The 21,892-nt window shown below is 54.6% G+C and carries 13 protein-coding genes; 4 read left to right on the top strand and 9 right to left on the bottom strand.

What is annotated here, in order from left to right; genetic code table 11:
- The 5 genes from AC16KF_RS02930 to rpoB all read right to left on the bottom strand — a co-directional run.
- Positions 1-211, bottom strand: a 211-nt coding sequence (locus AC16KF_RS02930) for a GTP-binding protein (RefSeq protein WP_484035794.1), incomplete at its 3' end; no start/stop codon positions are given.
- Positions 212-237: 26 nt separating this feature from the next.
- Entirely contained in the window at positions 238-2,313 is a 2,076-nt protein-coding gene (gene fusA / locus AC16KF_RS02925; RefSeq protein ID WP_484035793.1) for an elongation factor G, read from the bottom strand.
- A gap of 38 nt (positions 2,314-2,351) precedes the next feature.
- Positions 2,352-2,819, bottom strand: coding sequence for a 30S ribosomal protein S7 (gene rpsG, locus AC16KF_RS02920; protein WP_484035792.1), 468 nt, complete (start codon positions 2,817-2,819; stop codon positions 2,352-2,354).
- Between the two features lie 19 nt (positions 2,820-2,838).
- The gene (gene rpsL / locus AC16KF_RS02915; protein WP_484035791.1) at positions 2,839-3,255 is read right to left on the bottom strand and encodes a 30S ribosomal protein S12; all 417 of its coding nucleotides are present in this window, start codon (positions 3,253-3,255) and stop codon (positions 2,839-2,841) included.
- A 165-nt stretch (positions 3,256-3,420) separates the two neighbouring features.
- Positions 3,421-7,326, bottom strand: a complete 3,906-nt coding sequence (rpoB, locus tag AC16KF_RS02910) for a DNA-directed RNA polymerase subunit beta (RefSeq protein ID WP_484035790.1) — start codon at positions 7,324-7,326, stop codon at positions 3,421-3,423.
- A 331-nt stretch (positions 7,327-7,657) separates the two neighbouring features.
- Between rpoB and AC16KF_RS02905 the strand changes: the two genes are divergently transcribed.
- Positions 7,658-9,247 (top strand): MFS transporter, encoded by a 1,590-nt coding sequence (locus tag AC16KF_RS02905; RefSeq protein WP_484035789.1) that lies wholly within the window; start codon positions 7,658-7,660, stop codon positions 9,245-9,247.
- 128 nt (positions 9,248-9,375) lie between these two features.
- On the opposite strand, the gene dcd is transcribed toward AC16KF_RS02905, so the two are convergent.
- The 3 genes from dcd to ftcD all read right to left on the bottom strand — a co-directional run bounded on the left by dcd (position 9,376) and on the right by ftcD (position 12,703).
- Positions 9,376-9,930, bottom strand: a complete 555-nt coding sequence (gene dcd, locus AC16KF_RS02900; protein ID WP_484035788.1) for a dCTP deaminase — start codon at positions 9,928-9,930, stop codon at positions 9,376-9,378.
- A gap of 105 nt (positions 9,931-10,035) precedes the next feature.
- Complete coding sequence (locus AC16KF_RS02895; protein WP_484035787.1) at positions 10,036-10,917, bottom strand: M23 family metallopeptidase; 882 nt, start codon at positions 10,915-10,917, stop codon at positions 10,036-10,038.
- Between the two features lie 253 nt (positions 10,918-11,170).
- Positions 11,171-12,703, bottom strand: coding sequence for a glutamate formimidoyltransferase (gene ftcD / locus AC16KF_RS02890; protein ID WP_484035786.1), 1,533 nt, complete (start codon positions 12,701-12,703; stop codon positions 11,171-11,173).
- A 108-nt stretch (positions 12,704-12,811) separates the two neighbouring features.
- Here ftcD and AC16KF_RS02885 point away from each other — a divergent pair, with 108 nt between their 5' ends.
- From AC16KF_RS02885 to AC16KF_RS02875, 3 genes are all read left to right on the top strand, one after another.
- Positions 12,812-13,390, top strand: a complete 579-nt coding sequence (locus tag AC16KF_RS02885) for a GAF domain-containing protein (protein WP_484035785.1) — start codon at positions 12,812-12,814, stop codon at positions 13,388-13,390.
- Positions 13,391-13,471: 81 nt separating this feature from the next.
- On the top strand, positions 13,472-13,888 hold the full coding sequence (locus AC16KF_RS02880; protein WP_484035784.1) for a nitroreductase family deazaflavin-dependent oxidoreductase: 417 nt from the start codon (positions 13,472-13,474) through the stop codon (positions 13,886-13,888).
- Between the two features lie 107 nt (positions 13,889-13,995).
- Positions 13,996-14,358 carry a type II secretion system protein gene (locus tag AC16KF_RS02875; RefSeq protein WP_484035783.1) on the top strand — a complete coding sequence of 121 codons (363 nt, stop codon included), beginning with the start codon at positions 13,996-13,998 and terminating at the stop codon, positions 14,356-14,358.
- A 174-nt stretch (positions 14,359-14,532) separates the two neighbouring features.
- Here the strand turns inward: AC16KF_RS02875 and AC16KF_RS02870 are convergent, their stop codons facing one another.
- Positions 14,533-21,879, bottom strand: a complete 7,347-nt coding sequence (locus AC16KF_RS02870; RefSeq protein WP_484035782.1) for a sortase — start codon at positions 21,877-21,879, stop codon at positions 14,533-14,535.
- Positions 21,880-21,892 lie beyond the last annotated feature (13 nt).

Genomic DNA, 21,892 nt, shown 5'->3' with positions numbered 1-21,892 from the left:
ATTCCACGTGCGAAATGTTGATCGTGATGCCGCGCGCTTTTTCTTCCGGCGCGTTGTCGATCTGGTCGTACGCTTTCACTTCTCCCGACCCGATCGCCAAGGCCGCTACCTTGGTGATCGCCGCCGTCAATGTCGTCTTCCCGTGGTCGATGTGCCCCATCGTCCCCACGTTCAGATGCGGTTTACTCCGATCGTATTTTTCCTTCGCCATAAGAGTCTCCTTGATATAAAAACGAGTTAAGCTTTCAAAATTTCTTCCGCGACCGATTTTGCAACCGGCGCATAGTGATCGAATTCCATATTGAACACGCCACGCCCCTGGGTGGCAGAACGGAGTTGTGTGGCATAGCCGAACATTTCAGCCAACGGGACCATAGCGCGCACCGCTTGCGCATTGCCCAAACGGACTTCCATGCCTTGGATCATCCCTCGGCGGCTATTAATCTGTCCCATCACATCGCCAAGGTATTCTTCCGGCACGACAACTTCAACCTTCATCATCGGCTCGAGCAAAATAGCATTGCCTCTTTGCACGCCTTCTTTGAAACCCAAAATCGCCGCCATCTTGAACGCCATTTCGCTTGAGTCGACTTCGTGGAAGGAACCGTCGAACAACGTCACTTTGATGTCTACAACGGGATAACCGGCAAGCACGCCGCCATCCGCCGCTTCTTTGATTCCTTTTTCAATCGGGTTAATGTATTCTTTCGGAATGGCGCCGCCAACGATCTTATTTTCAAAGACAATTCCGCTGCCACGCTCACCCGGCTCAAGGGAAAATACGACATGCCCGTATTGACCTTTACCACCGGATTGCTTCGCGTATTTGTAATCCACTTCCTTGACGACTTTGGTGATGGACTCGCGGAACGCCACGCGGGGCGCGCCGACATTTGCCTGAACTCTAAACTCGCGGAGGAGGCGGTCTACAATAATATCGAGATGCAACTCGCCCATGCCGCGCAGAATAGTCTGGCCGGAATCTTCATCCGAATTTACGTGGAGTGTTGGGTCTTCTTCCGCCAGTTTACGAAGAGCTTCTCCCATTTTTTCTTGATCGGAGGAACTTTTCGGCTCGACAGCAATCGAAATCACCGGCTCAGGGAAGGAGATGGTTTCAAGAACGAGGGCTTTCGTGTCGCACAGCGTATCGCCGGTAAAGCTTTCTTTGAAGCCTAGAACTGCGCCAATATCCCCAGCGCGGATTTCGGTCACATCTTCGCGGCGATCGGCGTGCATACGGATCAAACGACCGATACGTTCTTTCTTGCCTCGCTTGGTTGTGTTTTGAACAGTTTGCCCCTGGCTGACAACGCCGGAGTACACACGAACATAAGCCAAGCGCCCCACATAGGGATCGGTAACGATCTTGAATACCAGCGCGCTCAACGGGCTACCATCCTGCGCGGGTATCTCAAAAGTGTTTTCCGGCTCATCGGGAACCGATACGGTTACGATCGGCTTATCAGCCGGGGAGGGAAGATAATCAACTACGGCATCCAGTAGAACCTGAACGCCTTTATTCTTTAATGAAGAACCGCAGAAAACAGGCGCGGCTTTGACGGCAAGCACGCCTTTACGCAAGGCGGCTTTGAGTTCGTCAATGCTGATTTCCTGACCTTCAAGGTATTTCATTGTCAGTTCATCGTCGAGTTCCGCGATCTTCTCCACCATTTTTGCGCGGGCTTGCTCGGCGTCTTTTTGCATTTCCGCCGGAATATCCGTTATTTTTGGCTCTTTACCGAGATCGTCTTCCCAAATGACTGCTTGCATCGAAAGAAGATCAATGGCGCCTTTGAATGTCGCCTCAAATCCGATAGGGATCTGCATTGCGATGGGGTTGGCGCCAAGACGATCAATGATGGTGTCAATGGTGCGCTCATATGAAGCCCCGACACGATCCATCTTATTAACGAAACAGATCCGCGGCACGCTGTAGCGGTCCGCCTGACGCCAAACGGTTTCACTTTGGGGCTCGACGCCTTGTACCGCATCGAAGACCACCACCCCCCCGTCCAAGACGCGTAGTGAACGCTGAACTTCAGCGGTGAAGTCAATATGTCCCGGCGTATCGATCAAGTTGAACTGATAGCCTTTCCATTCAGCAGAAACAGCCGCAGACACGATCGTAATTCCGCGTTCGCGTTCCTGCACCATCCAGTCGGTCACCGTGGTTCCATCGTCAACGGAACCAATTCGGTGAGTCTTGCCGGTATAGAACATGATCCGCTCGGTCGTGGTTGTTTTCCCGGCGTCAATGTGGGCAATGATCCCTATATTTCGATATTTCTCAAGCGGATACTCGCGAGCCATTCTTAGTTAAACACCTTTTGTTAGGATTTCAAAAACACTCAAATACGATAATGTGAAAATGCGCGGTTAGCTTCCGCCATCTTGTGGGTTTCGTCTCGCTTGCGGATCGCCGCGCCGGTTTCGTTGAATGCGTCGATCAATTCACCGGCAAGTTTGTCCGGGAAAGATTTGCCGGAACGCTCGCGCGCCGCGGTCAGAATCCAGCGGATCGCCAGCGTGGTGCGACGGTCCGTCGAAACTTCCATCGGCACTTGATATGTCGCCCCGCCCACGCGCCGAGGGCGGACTTCCATGGCGGGCGAAACATTTTTAAGAGCGCCGTCGAAAACGTCCATTGGATTCTTCTCGGTGCGCTCTTTGATCAAATCCATCGCGCCATAGATCAGCCCAATGGCAGTGCTCTTTTTACCGCGTTTCAAGACGTGTTGAACCATCGTCTGCACATGGACGCTGTTGTAACGGATATCAGGGAGAATCTCCCGTTTTTCAGGTTTTGCTCTACGCATCTGTCATTACTCCATCAGTTTACTTCGGACGCTTCGCGCCATACTTGGAACGCGCCTGTTTGCGATTAGCAACACCGGTCGTATCCAGCGAGCCGCGCACAATGTGATAGCGAACGCCGGGCAAGTCCTTTACACGACCTCCGCGGACAAGAACCACGGAGTGCTCCTGCAACTGGTGACCTTCACCGGGGATATAGGCAGTCACTTCCAAGCCATTTGTGAGACGCACACGCGCAATCTTGCGCAGCGCGGAGTTCGGCTTCTTCGGCGTCATAGTACGAACGACCGTACATACACCGCGCTTTTGCGGCGCTCCTTTATCCTGGCGGATGCGCCGCTGTTTATAAGTGTTCAAGGTGAATTGAAAAGCCGGCGCCTTGCTTTTCGCCTTCTTGCTCTTGCGGCCCTTGCGGACCATTTGATTGATTGTCGGCACGATCAGCCTCCGATAATAAAATTATTCACAAAGTTTTTTTGCACAAAATGAGGCCATCAAGTCGATCTGTGATGGCCTCACAAGGTAATGCCATGCAAGCGGGGGTAATGCCGCCTTTTTCAATTGGCAACGGAGCGAGATTTTATCACGCTATTAATATAATCGTCAAGATTTTCGCTTCGCTGTTAAGTTGTCTCCAATGCCCAGCAAGCCGGTATCCATGCGAGGCGGATGCTGTTTCTCCTCATCTTTTCCAAACTTGACAACATCACCGCCTTCGCTAACAGCTTCCACTGCCAACCCCAGCGATTGCAACTCTTTGACCAGCACCCTGAACGACGCGGGGATGCTTGGCTCTTCAATCGGCTCGCCCTTGACGATCGCTTCATATGTATTGACGCGTCCCTGCACATCATCAGACTTGACCGTCAGCATTTCTTGCAATGTATATGCCGCGCCATACGCTTCAAGCGCCCACACTTCCATTTCACCGAAACGTTGACCACCGAACTGCGCTTTACCGCCCAGGGGCTGTTGCGTTACCAAACTATATGGACCGGTAGAACGCGCGTGAACCTTATCTTCAACAAGGTGGTGTAATTTCAATACCGTCATCACGCCTACGGTCACAGGCTGATCATACGGGATACCGGTTTTACCATCACGAAGGGTTTGCTTGCCAAGGATCGGCAGCGGCTGACCCGTGGAATTAACGATCTCCTGAGCAACATCCATCAAGCGCGCCTCAGCCACTCGCCCAGCATGACCCTGGGCTTCGATCCACAAGCGTAAGCAGGCGTTCACTGCCGCATCATTGTATTCCGTCCGATCTTTCGGGTTGATCTCGTCCGGATAAAAAATAGTATCGGGGTCGTAATCCCGGTCACGTAACCATTCGGTTGCTGTGGCAAGGCGAGCATAATCCACATCGTTCAGATCGTAGGCATCATACTTGCGCTTACTCAGCCACTCTTCAAGGTAGAGGCGCCGTACTTCATCATCGTCCTGAATCGACTCAGGATCATACTCCTGCTCCTTGATCCATTCCCACGCTTTCACTCCCACTTCCTTCCAAGCCTCATCAATAATCCAGGCGCGGGCGAGTTCGGCTTCGATCTCCTCTTCAGATGCGCCGTCGAACACCGGCGTGACCGCGCGATACCCCAACCGCTTCGCCGCCCAGCCCAGATGAACTTCCAAAACCTGGCCGATGTTCATACGTCCGGGAACACCCAGCGGATTCAAAATTAAATCCACCGGAGTGCCGTCTTCGAGGAAAGGCATGTCCTCCACAGGCACTACTTTCGAGACGACACCTTTATTCCCATGTCGTCCTGCCATCTTATCGCCCGCGGTTAACTTGCGGCGTTGCGCGACCGAAACACGCACCATCATATCCACGCCCGCTGATAGATCGGAATTTTCTTCGCGCGTGAACACTTTCACATCCACCACTTTGCCGCGTTCACCGTGCGGCATGCGCAGAGATGTGTCTTTCACATCGCGCGACTTTTCACCGAAGATCGCTCGCAACAACCGCTCCTCCGGGGTTAATTCTTTTTCACCCTTCGGCGTGATCTTGCCAACGAGAATATCGTTTGGACCGACTTCCGCGCCAATGCGGATGATGCCGTTCTCGTCTAAATCTTTGATCGCATCCTCGCCGACATTCGGGATATCGCGGGTAATCTCCTCGGGCCCTAGCTTCGTATCGCGCGCTTCCACCTCATATTTTTCAATATGCACCGACGTGAAGCGGTCTTCCTGCACAAGTCGTTCAGAGATCAAGATCGCATCTTCAAAATTCCCGCCCTCCCATGAAAGGAAAGCGATCACCACATTTTGCCCTAGCGCCAACTGACCGCTTTCTGTAGACGAAGAATCAGCGATGATATCGCCCTTCTTGATCTTCTGTCCTTTGACGACAGCCGGGCGCTGGTCAATGCACGTGGATTGATTGGATCGTTGATACTTGCGGAGTTGATACGTGTGATTACTTCCGCCTCGTTCGCGGACGGTGATCGTGTTTCCGGTTACCGACGTTACTTCACCGTCAGCCTCTGCCACCACCACCTGACCCGAATCCAACGCGGCGTGATATTCCATGCCTGTCGAAACAAGCGGGACCTCCGGGCGCACCAGCGGCACAGCCTGCGCCTGCATATTGGACCCCATCAACGCGCGGTTGGCGTCGTCGTGCTCAAGAAACGGAATCAGCGCGGCGCTGATTCCGACCACCTGATGGGGCGCAACATCCATGTAATCAACCGATTCGGGCACTGAGAAAATAAAACCGGAGTGATATCGGCAGGATACGCGCTCACGCACATATTCTTTTTTCTCTGTAAGTGGCGCATTCGCCTGGGCAATCACATATTTGTCTTCCGCATCGGCAGAAAGATAATCAAATTGGTCTGATACATACGGAACAATCTCCACCGGCTGCGCCAGCTTGGAGATCTTCTTCATCATCTTCGAATCTATGGTTTCGCCAGCCTCGAACAACACTTCTTCCGATTTCGGGTCGACAATTTTTTCACGCAAGGTGCGACCCTCAAGGCGCTCATCGTCCGCTTCCATAACTCGGAAGACTTTGCGATACGGGGTTTCAATGAAGCCATACTCGTTCACCCGCGCAAACGACGCAAGGCGGCCGATCAAACCGATGTTTGGACCCTCAGGCGTCTCGATCGGACAGATGCGGCCATAGTGCGAGTGATGCACATCGCGCACATCGAAACCAGCGCGTTCGCGCCGCAAGCCGCCAGGTCCCAAGGCAGAAAGAGTGCGTTTGTGGCGCAACTCGGCAAGCGGGTTGGTTTGATCCATAAACTGAGAAAGCTGTGACGAGCCGAAGAATTCACGCAGAGCGGCAACGACCGGGCGGATATTGACCAGCGTCACCGGCGATAATTGCTCCTGATCACGAATGGACATGCGCTCTTTAATCACGCGCTCCATACGTCGGAGCCCGATGCGGAGCTTGTTTTGGATCAACTCACCCACCGTCTTCACGCGGCGGTTACCGAGGTGGTCGATGTCATCCGCAGGCTCGACGCCATTATTGATCTGGATCATCCGTCGGATGAGCCGAATCACATCGTTCTTGGTGACTGTGCGGTGCGGAATCGGGACGTTGAGATCGAGTTTCTGATTCAATTTATAGCGACCAACGCGCTCAAGGTCATAATGCCTCTGGTCGAATAGCTGCTCCTCGAGGAACTGCCGGGCATTGTCCAGCGTGGCAGGATCGCCAGGGCGCATTTTCTTGAAGAACTCAATGAGCGCCGCTTCGGCGATGGTCAGTCCGCCGGAAAGGTCCCATTCAGGTTCCTGTTTTAAAGTAGAGGGCAGGAATAGACGTTCCGGATTATTGTCCACATCTTGAAATAGCGACAACAACTCTTCATCTGTTCCAAGTTTGAGCGGCGAATCTTTTATCCCATCATCGACCGCCGCTAATGCGCGCAGGAACACCGTAATCGGCACCGTGCGTTTGCGGTTGAACTTCAGGATGATGTAATCGGATTTTCGGGTTTCGAACTCCATCCACGCGCCGCGGTCTGGAATCAACTTGGACATGGCGAGCAGGCGACCCGTCGCGCGATCCGTGGGGGCTTCGAAATATACACCCGGGGAGCGGATCAACTGCGAAACGACCACGCGTTCCGTTCCGTTAATAATGAACGTGCCTTTGTCGGTCATCTCGGGGAAATCGCCAAGAAAGATATCCTGCTTAATCGGCTCAGGCACATCGGCGCCTGCCAGTAAGACCGAAACGTATAATGGGCTTGCGTAGGTCAGGTCGCGCTCCACACACTCTTCGATGGTGTGTTTGGGATCGCCAAACCAATATTTTAAGCCCCATTGTTTGGCTTCGGGTCCCCGACCGGGAAAAAACAGCTTCATCCCTTTGTTATACGATTCGATCGGCGACACCTCATGGAAGAGGTCGCCCAGTCCCTCTTTTTTGAGGCGTTCGAATGAATCCAATTGGACTTCGATGAGGTTGGGGAGTTTGATGTTGACAGGGATACGGGCGTAGGTTTTACGAGGCAAAGTGGAAGACATTTGGTTCGCTCCTGGCTATATGTCTGTGCGCCGTTACGAAGTACCCACTCTCATCCCTGAATTTAGTGCTTGCCGGGTAACAGATGCAATTCAAATTTGGGATGCGTTCAAGAGTTAGTAAACACACGAAGCCATCCCGCGCGATGAGCGGGATAGCAAAACTTGATTATATATGAAGGGTTTGATATACGCAAGGGATTTAAGAGATGAATTTCAACCCATTCCCTCATTGCGATTAGGGTGATTCTATCACAAGCAAGATATTTCGCAACTTGATTAGGTTACACGGGGTTTAGATATACGACACTCACCTCAAAACCGGGAGGACGCAATGACAACAGCACAATCCACGATAAATGATCGGCGCGAAATTTTTGGCTGGGCAATGTACGACTGGGCAAACTCGGCGTTCAGCACCACAATTGGTTCGGTTTTTCTGGGACCGTACGTTAGAGGGCTTGCCACGGCAGTTGCGGAATCTGAATTTCTTGCAAGAACCGGCGCGGCCTGGACCGAGGCAAGCGGACAACCGTTGGTCGTTAAATTCCTCGGCCTTCCAGTTGCGCCCGAAGCGGTCATCGCTTTTGCCATATCGCTTTCTGTTGTATTTCAGGCGGGCTTTCTACCCATTTTGGGCGCCATTGCCGATTACTCTCATCGCCGCAAGCAAATGCTTCAACTTTTCGCAACGATTGGCGCATTGGCGACAATTGGCATGTTCTTTGTCACCCTCGACACGTGGACTCTCGGTCCGATCCTATTTATCATTGCTAACCTGTCCTTTGGCGCGGCGCTGGTTTTCTACAACGCATATCTGCCGGATATTGCCAGCGAGGAGGAACGCGACCGGGTCTCATCTTATGGGTTTGCTTTGGGATACATTGGCGGATTTGTCTTGCTCGCCCTCAACTTGGTGTTGTATCTGCTTCATGAGAGTTTCGGGATTTCAGAAAGCATGTCGGTCCGCATCAACCTCGCCTCGGCGGGAATTTGGTGGCTGGCTTTTTCCACCGTGACGTGGAGAAGGTTGCGTTCGCGCCATGCCGCCCATGAAATTCCGCCTGGCGAAAATTTATTAACCGTCGCCTTCAAGCAACTCTCTAAAACAATGGATGTGCCGGCAAAATCCATTGCCTTCTATCTGCTCTCCCCTCTCCTCATATTGATATGGGCGCCCTTGATTACGCCTTTTATCACGCAACTGATCGGCAGTGGACAATTGGATGCGGACCTCGCGCTTCTGCCGGTCTTTGTTCCCCTGTTTGGTCCCATCATCCTGTTAGTTCGCTTCCTGCGTAACAAGTATCGCACCACACCTGAAACATCCAAATTCCTGACATCGTATTTGATCTATAACGACGGTATCCAAACCGTGATCGCCGTCGCGGCTGTCTTTGCCGACGCGCCTCTGATCCGCGGCGGACTCGAGTTGGGACAAACGACCCTGATCTCTGTCATATTGTTGATTCAATTCGTGGCATTTTTCGGGGCGTTGTTCTGGGGCAAACTCGCCAATTGGATCGGAGCCAAGCGCGCCATTATCGTCAGCCTTGTGATTTGGGCGGCGGTTGTGATTTACGCTTACGGCGGCATGAAAGGCGACTCGCGCGCGACGGAGTTTATGATTCTTGGAGCCGTCATCGCTCTTGTCCTCGGCGGCTCACAGGCGATCAGCCGAAGTTTGTTCGCCCAGATGATTCCCAAGAACAAAGAAGCGGAATTTTTCTCGATCTACGAGATCAGCGAACGCGGCACATCCTGGCTGGGGACGTTGGTCTTCGGCGTCGCAGTGACAATCTTTGGCAACTTGCGAATCGCCATCCTTGCGTTGATCTTCTTCTTCGTGGTCGGCTTGGCAATCCTGCCCTTCGTCAACACCGACAAGGCGATAGAAGACGCAAAACGAGAAGGCGCGCACTAATCAAAACGGGCTGAGGATTTCTCCTCAGCCCGTCAAGTTATAACTGCACCTTACTCAGAACGTCCCGCAGGTTTGGTTGACTGAGCCGTGTTATACAAAAAAAACTGCGGGGCGGCGTATCGCATCTATTACAACTTCGGCAGGACAATCGTCTTCTGTCCTTGATACTTCCCCTTCTTGTCTGCATACGAAACTTCACACTCCTCATCCGCCTCAAAAAACAAGACTTGCGCCAAGCCCTCGTTGGCATAGATCTTCGCAGGGAGCGGGGTCGTGTTCGAGATCTCGAGCGTGACGTAGCCTTCCCACTCTGGCTCAAACGGCGTGACGTTAACGATCAACCCGCACCGCGCATACGTGGATTTGCCCAAACAGATGGTCAACACTTTGCGTGGAATGCGGAAATATTCAATAGTCCGCGCCAAAGCAAAAGAATTCGGCGGGATGACGCATACGTCGCCTTTGAACTCGAACATGGATTTCGGGTCGAAGTTCTTCGGATCAACGATCGCCGAGTGGACGTTCGTGAAGATCATGAATTCATCCGCCACACGAATGTCGTATCCGTACGACGAAACGCCGTAGGAGATCACTCCCTGCCGAACCTGCTTGTCAACAAACGGTTCGATCATGCGTTGTTCCTTTGCCATCTTGCGAATCCAGTGGTCGGGTTTGAGTCCCATAGTTATTCTCCAATTGATGTCACCCTGAGCCGTTAGGCGAAGGGTCTCCAATGCCACGAGGAGATTCTTCGCCGCTTTGCGGCTCAGAATGACATGGGTTAGATTTTATTTCACAACAATCACAACCTGCGTAAGTTTTCCCGATTGTACTTCAACTCGCCTTTCATAAAGGCCGCCGTGATACATGAACGTAATACGATAACGCCCAGCAGACAGGTCGTTGATCCCTATATTCTCCTCGCCTAACGCCAATGTTGAATCATACGTTTCAAGGTAGATCAAACCAAGAATTTCGCCCGAGGGAGAAACCTGCTGGAGAGTGATATCCGCTTTTTGTAACGTTGAATTCGCATCCTGAACCGAAATCGCCAACGCGCCAAAATCTGATTTGCTTGGCAAGAGCCACAATTCAGGGTTGACCATCGAAAAATAATCCTCCACAGCCCCACGGCGGACTTCAAAATGGAGGTGACTCCCAATCGCCACGCCACTGCGCCCCACTTCGCCGATCTTATCACCCGCTTCAACACGATCGCCTGTTGCAACATCAATTTTGGACAGGTGGGCATACAAGGTGAATAATTCATCGTCATGTTGAATCACAACAAGGTTGCCATAAAAAATTGTCCAAGGGGAATAAATTGCTACCTCGTCTGGACCTGCGAAGACGACAACCCCCTCCCCCGCCGCATGGACAGGAGTCCCCAACTCGTTGATAAACTCCACGCCGCGATGCGGGTCGCGCGTCCCGTTGCCTGTCGACGCGAACGGATACGTTCTCTCCACCGAATCATTCGCAGGAGGGTGGATCGGTCGCTGGAGGAGGAAATGTCCATCGGTAATGCAGAAATCGGCGGTGAGGGGATTGCAGGGAATTGGAGTCGCTGTCTGTGTTGACGTTGGAAGCGCTGTTGCTGTTCGCGTGGGAGGAATAGAAGTGGACGTTGGTTCGAAAGGAGGTTGAATCGTTGATGTTGCGCTAACCACTGGCACAACCGTTTGAGTCGATGAACAAGATACGAGGAATATCAAAAAAAGAAAACTGGAAATAATTCTCATGCGGACTATAGAAACCCCGAAGGGGTAAAACGATTATAGATTGTTTTGTAGCTATTCTGTTGTTACGCAATAGATGCTACGACGCGAGATGTATTTCGATTTTGATGTTATTCATGAGAAAGGGCGACATGAATGTCGCGCTACGGAAGCCAAATCGGCTTTGCTTGCGTAACGTCACTAACTAAATCCCACCCCGCTCCTTCATCACTTTGCGGATTTTCGATTCAAGGGTGTCTGCTTGTTTTTCGAGTTCGGTGAGTTCGCTCAAGTATCCATCCCCAGCGGATTTGTCTGGCAATGAATGGATGTTGATCCGCACATTGTAGGCGGCGGCGGTGAGCGATGCGCGCGACATGGCAAAACCTGACAGCGCGTCGCTGATGGCGTTGAGGTTGCCATGCTCGGCGCACTTGACCGCGAGTTCCATGATCTTGACGGATCGTTCAGCTGAATGAAGAGGGATATGCGCGGCATTCAACGTGGCGCGTTGGATCGCGGCAGTGCGGGCTACTTGTTGTTCTTCAGTCTCTTTCGGTAATTTGAATGCACCAATGACCGCCTCAAACGACGCGGCGTCGTCGTCCACGGCTTGGGTCATTTCAGCGCGGAGTTTTTCAGCCATCACGCGCACGGCTTGCATCTCGGCTTCGACTTCGGCGTATTTTTTTCTCCCGATGGTGAGACCCGAAACCATCGCGACCAGCGCGGCGCCCATTGCGCCAGCATACGCGGCGGCGGATCCGCCTCCAGGCGCGGGCAAGGCGGACGCTAACTCGTCTAAAAATGAAGCGGGCTGAGGGGGGGGAGAAGCGGCGGCGGAGGACGAGGTAAAGAGTCGAGACTCGAGAATCTGTTCGGGAGAGAATGAATCCAATTGGGTGTACCAGACCGCCGCATCCACCAACGCTTCTTGCGGAATCAATCCGACGAGTTCGCAGTGATGAATGTTCACGCCGTATCGTCCCGCCTCGCGTCGAATGAACTCGACCACGCGCGCGATGGGCGTTTCGTGAAAGTTGGTGAGATTCATCGAGACCTGCGCGCGTCCATCCACGAGCAAGCCGAGACCTTTCACATATCGAAGCCCGCCCGATGAATGACGCACCGCCTTCGCGATCTTTTTCGCGATGCTCACATCGTCGCTCGTGAGATAGACGTTGAACGCAATCAGCGGAGCGCGCGCGCCGATAACTGTTGCGCCCGCCTTCGGAAGTTTGCTCGGACCATAATCGGGTTTGCGATTCGGATCGGACTCAATTTCGGTCTTGAGTCCCTCGTATTGCCCCTTGCGGATGTTTTCGAGATTCGCGCGCTCGGGACGCGTTGCCGCCGCTTCATATAAATAGACGGGGAGGCTGAGTTCGCCCGCGACGCGTTGACCAAGCCTTTGAGCGATCGCAACGCACTCGTCCATCGTCGCGCCACTGAGCGGAACGAACGGACAGACATCCGTCGCGCCAATGCGTGGATGCTCGCCCGTGTGCGCGTCGAGGTCAATGAGTTCGGCGGCGGTCTTGATCGCGCGGAACGCGGCTTCCTCCACGCCTGCGGGCGAACCTGCAAAAGTCAGCACCGTGCGGTTGTGGTCGAGGTCGGAGGAGCGGTCGAGGAGTTTCACCTCGCTGACCGCTTGGATGGCGGCGACGATCTGGTCTATCACTTCAGGTCGCCGCGCTTCGGAAAAGTTGGGGATGCATTCGATGAGGGTAGTCATGTAGTTGGTTAGTCCGTTGGTTGGGTGGTTTGTTGTGGATTAGTGACGCAATTATAAAGGGTAGAAGATTTTTACGGGAGGTAATGTATAATTTCGAAACTGAAAACTATGTTTGATATAGAAAAAATAGATGTGGTAGTCAATCAATTTATTGATGTAAAACAAGAAACCAGTATAGAAAATTACTGGAACAATGTTGCTGAAGTTATTACCCAGACACTAGGTTTTTACTTCGCTGGGATATACCTATCTGATTCCAATAATAAATTTGTGGTCTTCAAAGGAGGAAGTGGAGAAGCAGGAAAAGCATTTTTGAAAATTGGACATAAGTGCAAGATTGTTAACGGCAAAAACCAATCATGGCACGCGGGGACTGCCGTTTACTCGAATGAAATACAATTGATAAATTGGGCAAAAGGGGAAATTCTCGGCTATCAAATTATGGAACGCAAAGTTGTCAATAGAAATTTCCTAGCGAAAATTGGCAAGTTTTGGAGTCCTCAGTTGCCACTTACCCAGGGAGAATTATTTATCCCAATACAAACAAATCATAAAATAATCGGGATCCTAGAAATCAATCTCGATGTGGAGCCAAAGTTTTCGGAAGAAGAAATAGTTAAGCTATGCTCTCTGGCAGATCACATTGCTTCAATATCTAGGGGAAAATTAGGTGTAGATAATCTCTGACACAACTCATACACAACCAACGGTAAAAATCAAAACACGCACTTCGTCAAATATATAAATCTATATTTACGAGGTGCAGATGTGAGTCCAAACAATTGGAATCGGGGGATTATTGATGAATTTCGAGCCAATCAAGGTAAGGTTGGGGGACATTTTGAAGGGAAAACATTGCTTCTCTTACATACCACTGGAGCAAAGAGCCAAAAGCCGCGTATCAACCCGGCGGCATACGTGAAAGACGGTGACCGCTATGTGGTGATCGCATCCATGGGCGGCGCGCCGACGAACCCAGACTGGTATTACAACCTCGTCGCGCATCCCTCGGTCACTGTGGAGGCGGGGACGGAGAAGTTTCAAGCCGAGGCGAAAGTGATGAGCGACGAACCCGAACGGACGCGACTCTACAACAAAATGGCTGAAATGATGCCCGCCTTTAACGACTATCGCCAGAAAACGAAGCGCGTCATTCCTGTGATCGTGTTAGAGCGCAAGCATTAAGTCTCCTTCAACTCTGTAAAATCCAATTCCCTCCTGACTTCGTTGGGAGGTTTTAAGGTATCATCGGCAAAAAATACAGAGCGGAAATTCGTCAATCGGAGAAAAACATGAAACTTCTTCGCCCTCTTTTATTGATTGCCGTCGTCGTCTTCACCATCGCCTGCAACGCCATCCTACCCACCGAGGAACCTCCGGGCGTGGGAGACTCCGCCGAACGCGGCTACGCGCTCAGCGAGCCAGTCATTGCCGCGCTGGAGGAATACAAAACAGACCATGGCGTCTACCCAGCCACGCTTGACGAACTCACGCCGGACTACATCCCTGAAACGCCGAAGAAAATTGACGGGTTGGATTTTTCGTACAGTTCCACCGGCGATAGTTTCATTTTTTCCTTCCACTATCTCGGTCCTGGCATGAACACCTGCGCTTACACGCCCGAGGAAGAATGGCAATGTTCGGGAGCATATTGACACTTCGTATCAAACGGAGTTAACCAAGACTTACGCGCCATTGGTTTATTGCCCGCTACTTTACGCCAATCTCTGCAAATTTCAAAGTGAATAACGAAAGCATCCAAAAAAACAAACTCGCCAGCGAAAGATCGGTTTCGCTGGCGAGTTTGTTTCTCTCATACCTGCAAGCGGTTACTTTTCCGCCTCCACTTTCACCAGCACGGCGCGCGCAACAACGCGCTTCAAATACGTATTCGTCTTCTCGTCGAAATCTTTGCAGGTGACCAGCGTCAACCATGTTTGTTCCTCGTGCTTGAACACCGACGAATCCTTCGGGCTGACTTCGCGGTTCGCGCGAATTTCATAAATGTATTTCTGCCCATTGGCATGGACGATGACCTGGTCGCCATACTTCAACTTGCCCAAATTTACAAACGGACCCGGCAAGCCGCTCGCCAACACCACGTGACCGGTCAACACGCTGTTTCCCTGCAAGGTTGGGAAAGCGCTTCCTTCCAGCCACCCAGCCTGTTTACCCAACCAGGCGACATTCCACCCCCCATTGCGGAGCGGCACGCCGACGATGTTCATCTTCACGCCGAGCGAGGGGATCTCCAGCCAGATATCGTTGGCAAACTCGGAATACGACTCGCGCGGCACATTGCTCAAGTCGGTGACCGCGTTCGGGGCAAAGCCGGTCGCGGGAATATCTGCCCGGATGGCATTCGATGAACCGGTGCCCGGCGCGCCCAGCACCAGAGTTGAACTTACGCCGTAGACATCGATCGGATCGCCGGGGTCGTAATCGCGTTCAGTCGAAAATATATTGCTGTTCTGTTGCCCCGGCGGATTGCCCACCGGGCTGGGCGGAACGCCCGGCAGACTCGTCCATGCCACAGTGCCTACATTCGTGGCAGGCGCCGACAACACAGTCACATCAAACGTGATGCGCCCATCGCCGCCGCCCAATTGGAAGTTGCTCCACGCGGCAGAGATCGTCCGCGTGCCGGCGTTGTACAAACACGCGCCCACATCCGCAGGTTGAGCGCCGGCGTTGCAGTCCAATGAGCCGAGAACCATATCTAGTTCCACCGGCAACGGATCGGAGACGACAAGGTCGTACGCGTCTGTTTCGCTCGCCGCGGTATGGTTGATCGTCAACGTCAGGGTGACCACAGAACCAACAGACACAGTGGACGAACTGGACGTTTTCAGGATCGACACATCCGGTTCCACGATGGTCACCGTCGTTGCGCGCGGACCCACTGTGCCGGCATCCGAACTCCAGACCGCGCTGTTGTCCAGATCGACGCCGGAGACGTTCGCCGCGCTATCGAGAATCACGGCGCGATAGTCGATCGTCAGGGTTTGTGGAGCGCCGGGGTTGGTGAGCAAGCCAAAATTAAAGGTGACGCGTCGCCCCACATCCACCGGCGTTCCGCCGCCGGCATCATCCACAGTTGGGTTGGCGCAGATGGCGGCAAAACCTCCCGCGATGGAAGTGATCAACGTTCCGGCGCTGATCGCCGCGCAATCGATGAACGAAAGACCGCGCTCCATGGTATCCACCAACTGCGCGTTGTTAAAAGTTCCGGTCGGAATGGTGATCTGAACCCGGTAGGTAACGATCTCGCCGATGGCGACATCCGGGTCGATCGTAAATGCCTGGTTGCTCGAAAGCAGTGTTTTGGCAAAGCCGCCGGGGTTGGCTTGTTGAATGAAACCAAAATCGAGTGTGGGATTCGAAGTGGTTCCGTTATTCTGTGTGACTGTGTTGTTCGATGCCGCGCCGGCGCTCCCCGGCGTGAGCGTGATCGCCGCGCTCGAAACCGCGCCCGAACCTGTGCCGATACCATTATCGTTATTGTCCGCATTTACATCGGGGTCGGTGGAATCGGCGGCGTCGAACGAGTCGATGGCGCTGAGGTATCCCGCAGGCGGTGTAACGCGCGCAATGTAATCGCCCTGGGGCAAACCGTTAAAGAGATACGCTCCGCCCGCGCCGGTGATTATGCCGCCTGCCGCATCGTCTGCCGTTCCCAAAATACCGTCGGGACCGACGTTGATCTCGGTTGCGCCATCTGCGGCAAATAATTGAACTGTCGCGCCTGCGATTGCCACATCGCCCGCGTCGAACACGCCGTTGATGTTCACGTCTTCAAACACAAGGTTGCCCAACTGCTGGCGATAAAAGCCGAAATCCACAGTCATATCGGCGCGATTATCCGCCGCGCCCTGACCCGACCCGGACAGATCCGTTTCTCCGGTTGGTTCAGTGGAGCCGGGTCCAAGTGTGACGGCTGAACTGATCACCGCCCCAGCGAACGCGCCGGCATTTTGGCGCGCGCCGTTATCGTCTGTGTCCGATACAACGAGGTCGGCATCCGGGGCGGCTGTTTCACCGATCACGCCCGCGCCGCTGATCGTTGTGCCGCTGCTCCAATATCCTTCGAGCGCGCCGCCGCCTGCAAAGTTGCTCGCGGGCAGAACCGCCACATAATCCCCGGCGATCAGGTTATCGAAGCGATAATATCCGCCGCCTGCTGTTGTGGTAGTCCCCAGCGCAACCCCTGTGGGATTGCCCGCTCCATCTGCCGCGTAAAGTTGAACGGTTACTCCATTCACCCCAACTTCGCCCGCGTCGATGGCGCTGTTGTTATCTGTATCGAACCAGACGCGGTTGCCGAGGCTATATGGAACGGTCACCACGCCTAGATCGACGCGCGGTTCGTCTGTTGTGCCAGTGGCATTGTTGGCGGAAGCCTCGGCGCCCGGCGTGAGCGTGACCACCTCAGTCTGGATGACTCCGCCCGCGCCTAACACGCCTATGACCGATCCGTTATCGTCGTTATCGCTCGTGTCGACATCCGCATCGGGCGCGGGTTCGTATATTCCGCCGCCCGAACTGGAGGTCAACCCTTCGAGCGTGCCGCCCACGTTGAATTCTGCCGCGGCAATACGCACGATGTAATCGCCGGCAGGAAGACCGGCAAACGAATAATCGCCATTGCCAGCGGTCGTGGTTGTGGCGATGACCGTCAAGCCATCGCCGGACAGCAATTCTAAATCGACTCCGTTAATGCCGATCTCGACGCCCAGCAAGCCGTCATCGTTCGCGTCTGCCCACACGCGGTTTCCAAGAGTCATCGTGTAAAAGCCAAAGTCCACCGTCATATCGGCGCGGTTATCAAGGGCGCCTTGCCCGCCGGAGAGGTCGGTCTCGCCGGTCGGTTCCGCTGAGCCGGGACCCAACGTGACCGCCGCGCTGAGGACTGCCCCGTTGAATGCGCCGGCGTTTTGAAGCGTGCCGTTATCGTCGGCGTCGTTGACAACAAGGTCGGCGTCTGGAGCGACAGGCTCGCTGAGCGCCCCGTTCGGGAGGCGAGTCGTGCCGGAGGACCAGTAACCAGCCAACACGTCGTTGGAACCGTTGACGATGAAATTATCCGCCGCGACGACGACCACATAATCCCCGGCGACAAGATTATCAAAGCGATAATATCCGCCGCCCGCTGTAATTTGATTGGCAAGCGCCGCGCCGGTTGGGTTGCCCGCTCCATCCGCGGCGTATAACTCGACCAGCGCGCCATCGATGCCAAGTTCGCCGGCATCGAGCGCGCCGTTGTTGTTGGTATCGAACCAAACGCGGTTGCCGAGGCTGTAGGCGCGCACAAAGCCAAAGTCCACCGTTGGGTCGGATGTGGTTGCGGTTGCGTTCGTCACGGTGATATTTGCGGCAACTTCGCCGGGCGTCATAGTAAGCGTCCCGCTATTCACGGCGCCGCCGGCAACGCCAATGCCGTTATCGTTGTTGTCGGTGTTCGTATCGGGGTCGATCGTGTCGGCAGGCGCGGCAGTATCCACCGTGCTGGTGAATCCCACCGGCGGCGTGACGCGCGCGATGTAATCGCCGGCGGGCAACCCGCCGAAGGTATACACGCCGCTCGCGCCGGTAATCACTCCGCCAGGCGCGTCATCGGCTGTGCCCAGAATGCCATCCGGTCCAACATGGATCTCAGTGACGCCATCCGAGGCAAACAATTGCGCCGTTGCGCCAGCCAGCAAGGCATCCGTTCCCGCATCATAATCGCCATCGCCGTTCACATCTTCAAAGACGAGGTTGCCAATTTCGACCCGGTAAAAGCCGAAGTCAACTGTGCGGTTGGATCGGTTATCCGGCGACTCGCCCGCTTCAGGATTCGCTACCGGGTCTGTCTCGCCCGTAGGTTCCGATGTGCCCGGCCCCAACGTCACCGCCGTAGATGCCACGTAATCGATGGCGGCGCCGGTGAGGGTTGTGCTCCCGTTATCGTCGCTGTCCAGGACGGTTGTGTCCGGGTCGTTCGCGGTTGCGTCGGTGATCGCGCCGTTCGCCGCCATCGACGTGAGACTGCTCCAATATCCCGCCAGCGGATTCGCCGGCACGGTATCCCCCACTCCCACATCGCGGAAGTTATCGTCGGGGATCAAAACCACAAAGTCGCCCGCGGGGAGATTATCAAACCGATAGTAGCCGCCGGCATCGGTGGCATCGAACGAGAGGAAGGTGTCGCCCGCATCCCACACGCCCGGCGTTGCGCCGTTATCCTGGAATAATTCCACCCGGACCCCGCTCACGCCCACTTCCGCGTTGTTCAACAAGCCGTCATTGTTCGTGTCAAACCAGACGCGGTTGCCCAAACTATACGATTGTGTGAAACCAAAATCGTAGGTGTGATTATTATCGCCCGCGTTTCCCGTTGTGATCGTAATGACCGCGTTGTTTCCATTATAGGTTCCATCCGAATCGCGCTGATCGGCATCGGCATCTGCCGGGGAGAGCGCCAACCCGGCAAGCGGGGCTTGCTGGCTCCCGCCCAACGCATTGGGAACGCGTATCTCGTAGGTGGTGTTCGGGTCGAGGGTGTCGAGCAGGTAGATGCGACTGCCGGTGGAGGCGCCGGGTCCCGAACTAAAGTAATAACTCCCGTTCGCATCGGTCACGGCGGTGGCGATCAAAGTTCCGCCTTGATACAGTTCCACGGTCACGCCTGCGAGCGGTAACTCGCCCGGGTCTTGAATCCCGTCTCCGTCCGATTCCATCCACAGACGATTCCCGATCTCGATGGGAGCCATGTAGCAGAATCCTTCCACGTCGCCGATGCCGGCGGCTTTGCCAAAGAGGCTGGCATTGTCGGTGCGCGGGAATAACTCAAAGGCGCGCGTGCGCATGCCGGTCAGGTTGCTGAACCATGCCACCCCGCCCGAGCGAATATCGAATGGATCGTATACAGAAACGGCGATCTCGTCGGTGCCCGGCATAAGCACCAAGCCGCCCAATGTCACCTCGTTGTGGGTGCCGGAGTTGAGCGCGCCGGACACGGCGTACATATCCTGCCAGTAATATTCGCCGCCACCCGGTCCTTGCGCGGGCGCGCTCCCTGCCCCGCCGGTGGTGATGCCTCCGCAGGTGGCGTTATTCTCCAACACAAAAGTTCCCGCTACATTGCACACCCGCAAGATATCGCCCGCCGAGGTGCCTTCAAAGGTGGAGCCGGCGTTGATGGTCACCGAAGTGATCGTGTACCCGGTCGTAAAATCGTAAAAGTTGAACGATGTGGTTGCCGCGGAGGTGGAGTAGTTGACCTCGCCGGTCTGGTGACCCATGCGATCCATCAAACCTATGAGCATATCGCCATCTGTATCGAATTCGATATCGGACAGGATCGGCTGGGGATAGATCAATTGATTTCCGTAGGAAAGCCCGGGCGCGCAAGGCGCTTCGCAGAGGGTGGTGAACACGTTCGACCAGGGGCGCCATTCTGCCGGGTAACCGGGCGCGTCCGCGCTGACCACGCCGCGCGGATAATTCAAGGCGAATTCATACACCAGCGTCCACGCGCCCGGCGCGGATTCGCTGGTGCGAATAATATACGCGCGCAAGTCGTTGACGCTCTGAGTGCTCTCAGCCGAACACACCACGCCCACATACACATTGCCTTGATACACTTCCACCGCCCACGGGCGCGTGTCGCTTGCCGCGCAGGCTGTCGCGCCGGGGGGAAGAGTGATGGCGGTTGCCGTGTTATAGGTTGCCGGCGCAACGGCGGGAATGCCAATATCGAGAGAGTAAAGTGAACGGTCTGTAAGGTTGATCAACCACAAGGTATCGTCGGACGCGCCGATATCCATATCGCCGATCGCTTGTTTGCCCACAGCATCCCACGCGTTTGGATCGTTGTTGGGGGTGGCTGAAACAGCCGGCAAGCCGCGCGCGGTGTCATCCAGCGCGCCATCATCCACGCCGGCGAAGGTGTCGATATCGACAAACGTGGAAACCGATGTGGAGGCGCCCGTTACCGGGTTTACGACAATGGCGTAAATTCCGCCGCCGCCCAATGAGCCAAACCCCGAATGTCTCTTTGCCAGCGCGGCGGCAAATACTGTGTTGGTCGAGCGTTGATACGCCAAGCCCCAGGTCGCTCCGATTTGCGCGTTGGTTGCCAAGATCTGTTCAACCGTGTTATTCGCGCGCCCATAGGCAGAATTGGGTATCGAAACCATGGCGTCGGTGGCGCCAGATGAACCGCCGCCTAATGGATCGCCATTGACATAACAAGGCATCACCAGGAACGGGTTGTTCTGGCAGTATTCATCCGGTTTGGATAACCCCAAATCTACACCGGCAGAGGGACTGGTGACGAACTGGACCGTTGTTCCCGAGTCCCTGCCGAATGCGCCGGGGCGAAGCGCGGCAGGAATCCCCGTGAATTCGATGCGGACTTGCGTCCCGTTGGGGATGGCGAGCGTGTATCCCCCGGAGGCATTCGTCACCGCGCTTGCCACAACGGCGCCGGTCGCGTCATACGCCGTGACGGTAATGCCGGCAACGGCGGTATCCCCCGCGCCGCGGACTCCATTATCGTTGTAATCGGTAAAAACGTTTCCGCTCACGGTGTTCGGGTTGGCGCTTGTGATAACCAGTTGGGCGCGGTTGTAGAAGCCCGTTTGCCCCGCGCTCGTATCGCAGATACGCAACACCCAGGTTCCCGCAGAATTTTGCCCTTTGAACGCGCTCAATAATTCATAGGGTCGCGCGGATGTTCCGGGAGGGGCGGTCTGTCGATCGTAATAAGGAAAGCCGACGCTGTCATTGCTGTTATCGTAGATCGAGCCAACCGCCGTGTCGTCCAGCATGATGTCGTAGTTATCGTAATCGTCCGGGCTGGCGATGGTCGGCGCGCCCAAGCCGCCACCGGAGATCAAGACGACCGTTGTCCCCGCCGGCGAAGTGAGTGTGACGCGCACGTCACTGCGGCGGGTATGATTAAGATTCACGCCAACGTTAATATCTGAGATTACGACATTCGCGGCAACGGCGATATTCCGCGTCAGCGGAGCGCCGCAACTGAGATCAGTAATTGGAGCAAAGACCGGCCCATCATTGACTGTGGTGGTTAATGCGCGCGCAACAGACACCCCCATCGGGTTAAAAAGGAAGACAAAAGACAAAACGAAACAAAGTATTCGAATAACCAACCCATGGGGTGCGGTTCTCATAACACGCCTCACA

The organism is Candidatus Defluviilinea gracilis, assembly GCF_057138825.1.
This window is presented reverse-complemented; position numbering and strand designations above follow the sequence as displayed.

Coding starts and splice junctions, on each gene's coding strand:
- AC16KF_RS02885 (WP_484035785.1), top strand. CDS start 12,812: ATGTTTGATATAGAAAAAATAGATGTGGTAGTCAATCAATTTATTGAT.
- fusA (WP_484035793.1), bottom strand. CDS start 2,313: ATGGCTCGCGAGTATCCGCTTGAGAAATATCGAAATATAGGGATCATT.
- AC16KF_RS02870 (WP_484035782.1), bottom strand. CDS start 21,879: ATGAGAACCGCACCCCATGGGTTGGTTATTCGAATACTTTGTTTCGTT.
- AC16KF_RS02875 (WP_484035783.1), top strand. CDS start 13,996: ATGAAACTTCTTCGCCCTCTTTTATTGATTGCCGTCGTCGTCTTCACC.
- rpoB (WP_484035790.1), bottom strand. CDS start 7,326: ATGTCTTCCACTTTGCCTCGTAAAACCTACGCCCGTATCCCTGTCAAC.
- rpsG (WP_484035792.1), bottom strand. CDS start 2,819: ATGCGTAGAGCAAAACCTGAAAAACGGGAGATTCTCCCTGATATCCGT.
- ftcD (WP_484035786.1), bottom strand. CDS start 12,703: ATGACTACCCTCATCGAATGCATCCCCAACTTTTCCGAAGCGCGGCGA.
- dcd (WP_484035788.1), bottom strand. CDS start 9,930: ATGGGACTCAAACCCGACCACTGGATTCGCAAGATGGCAAAGGAACAA.
- AC16KF_RS02905 (WP_484035789.1), top strand. CDS start 7,658: ATGACAACAGCACAATCCACGATAAATGATCGGCGCGAAATTTTTGGC.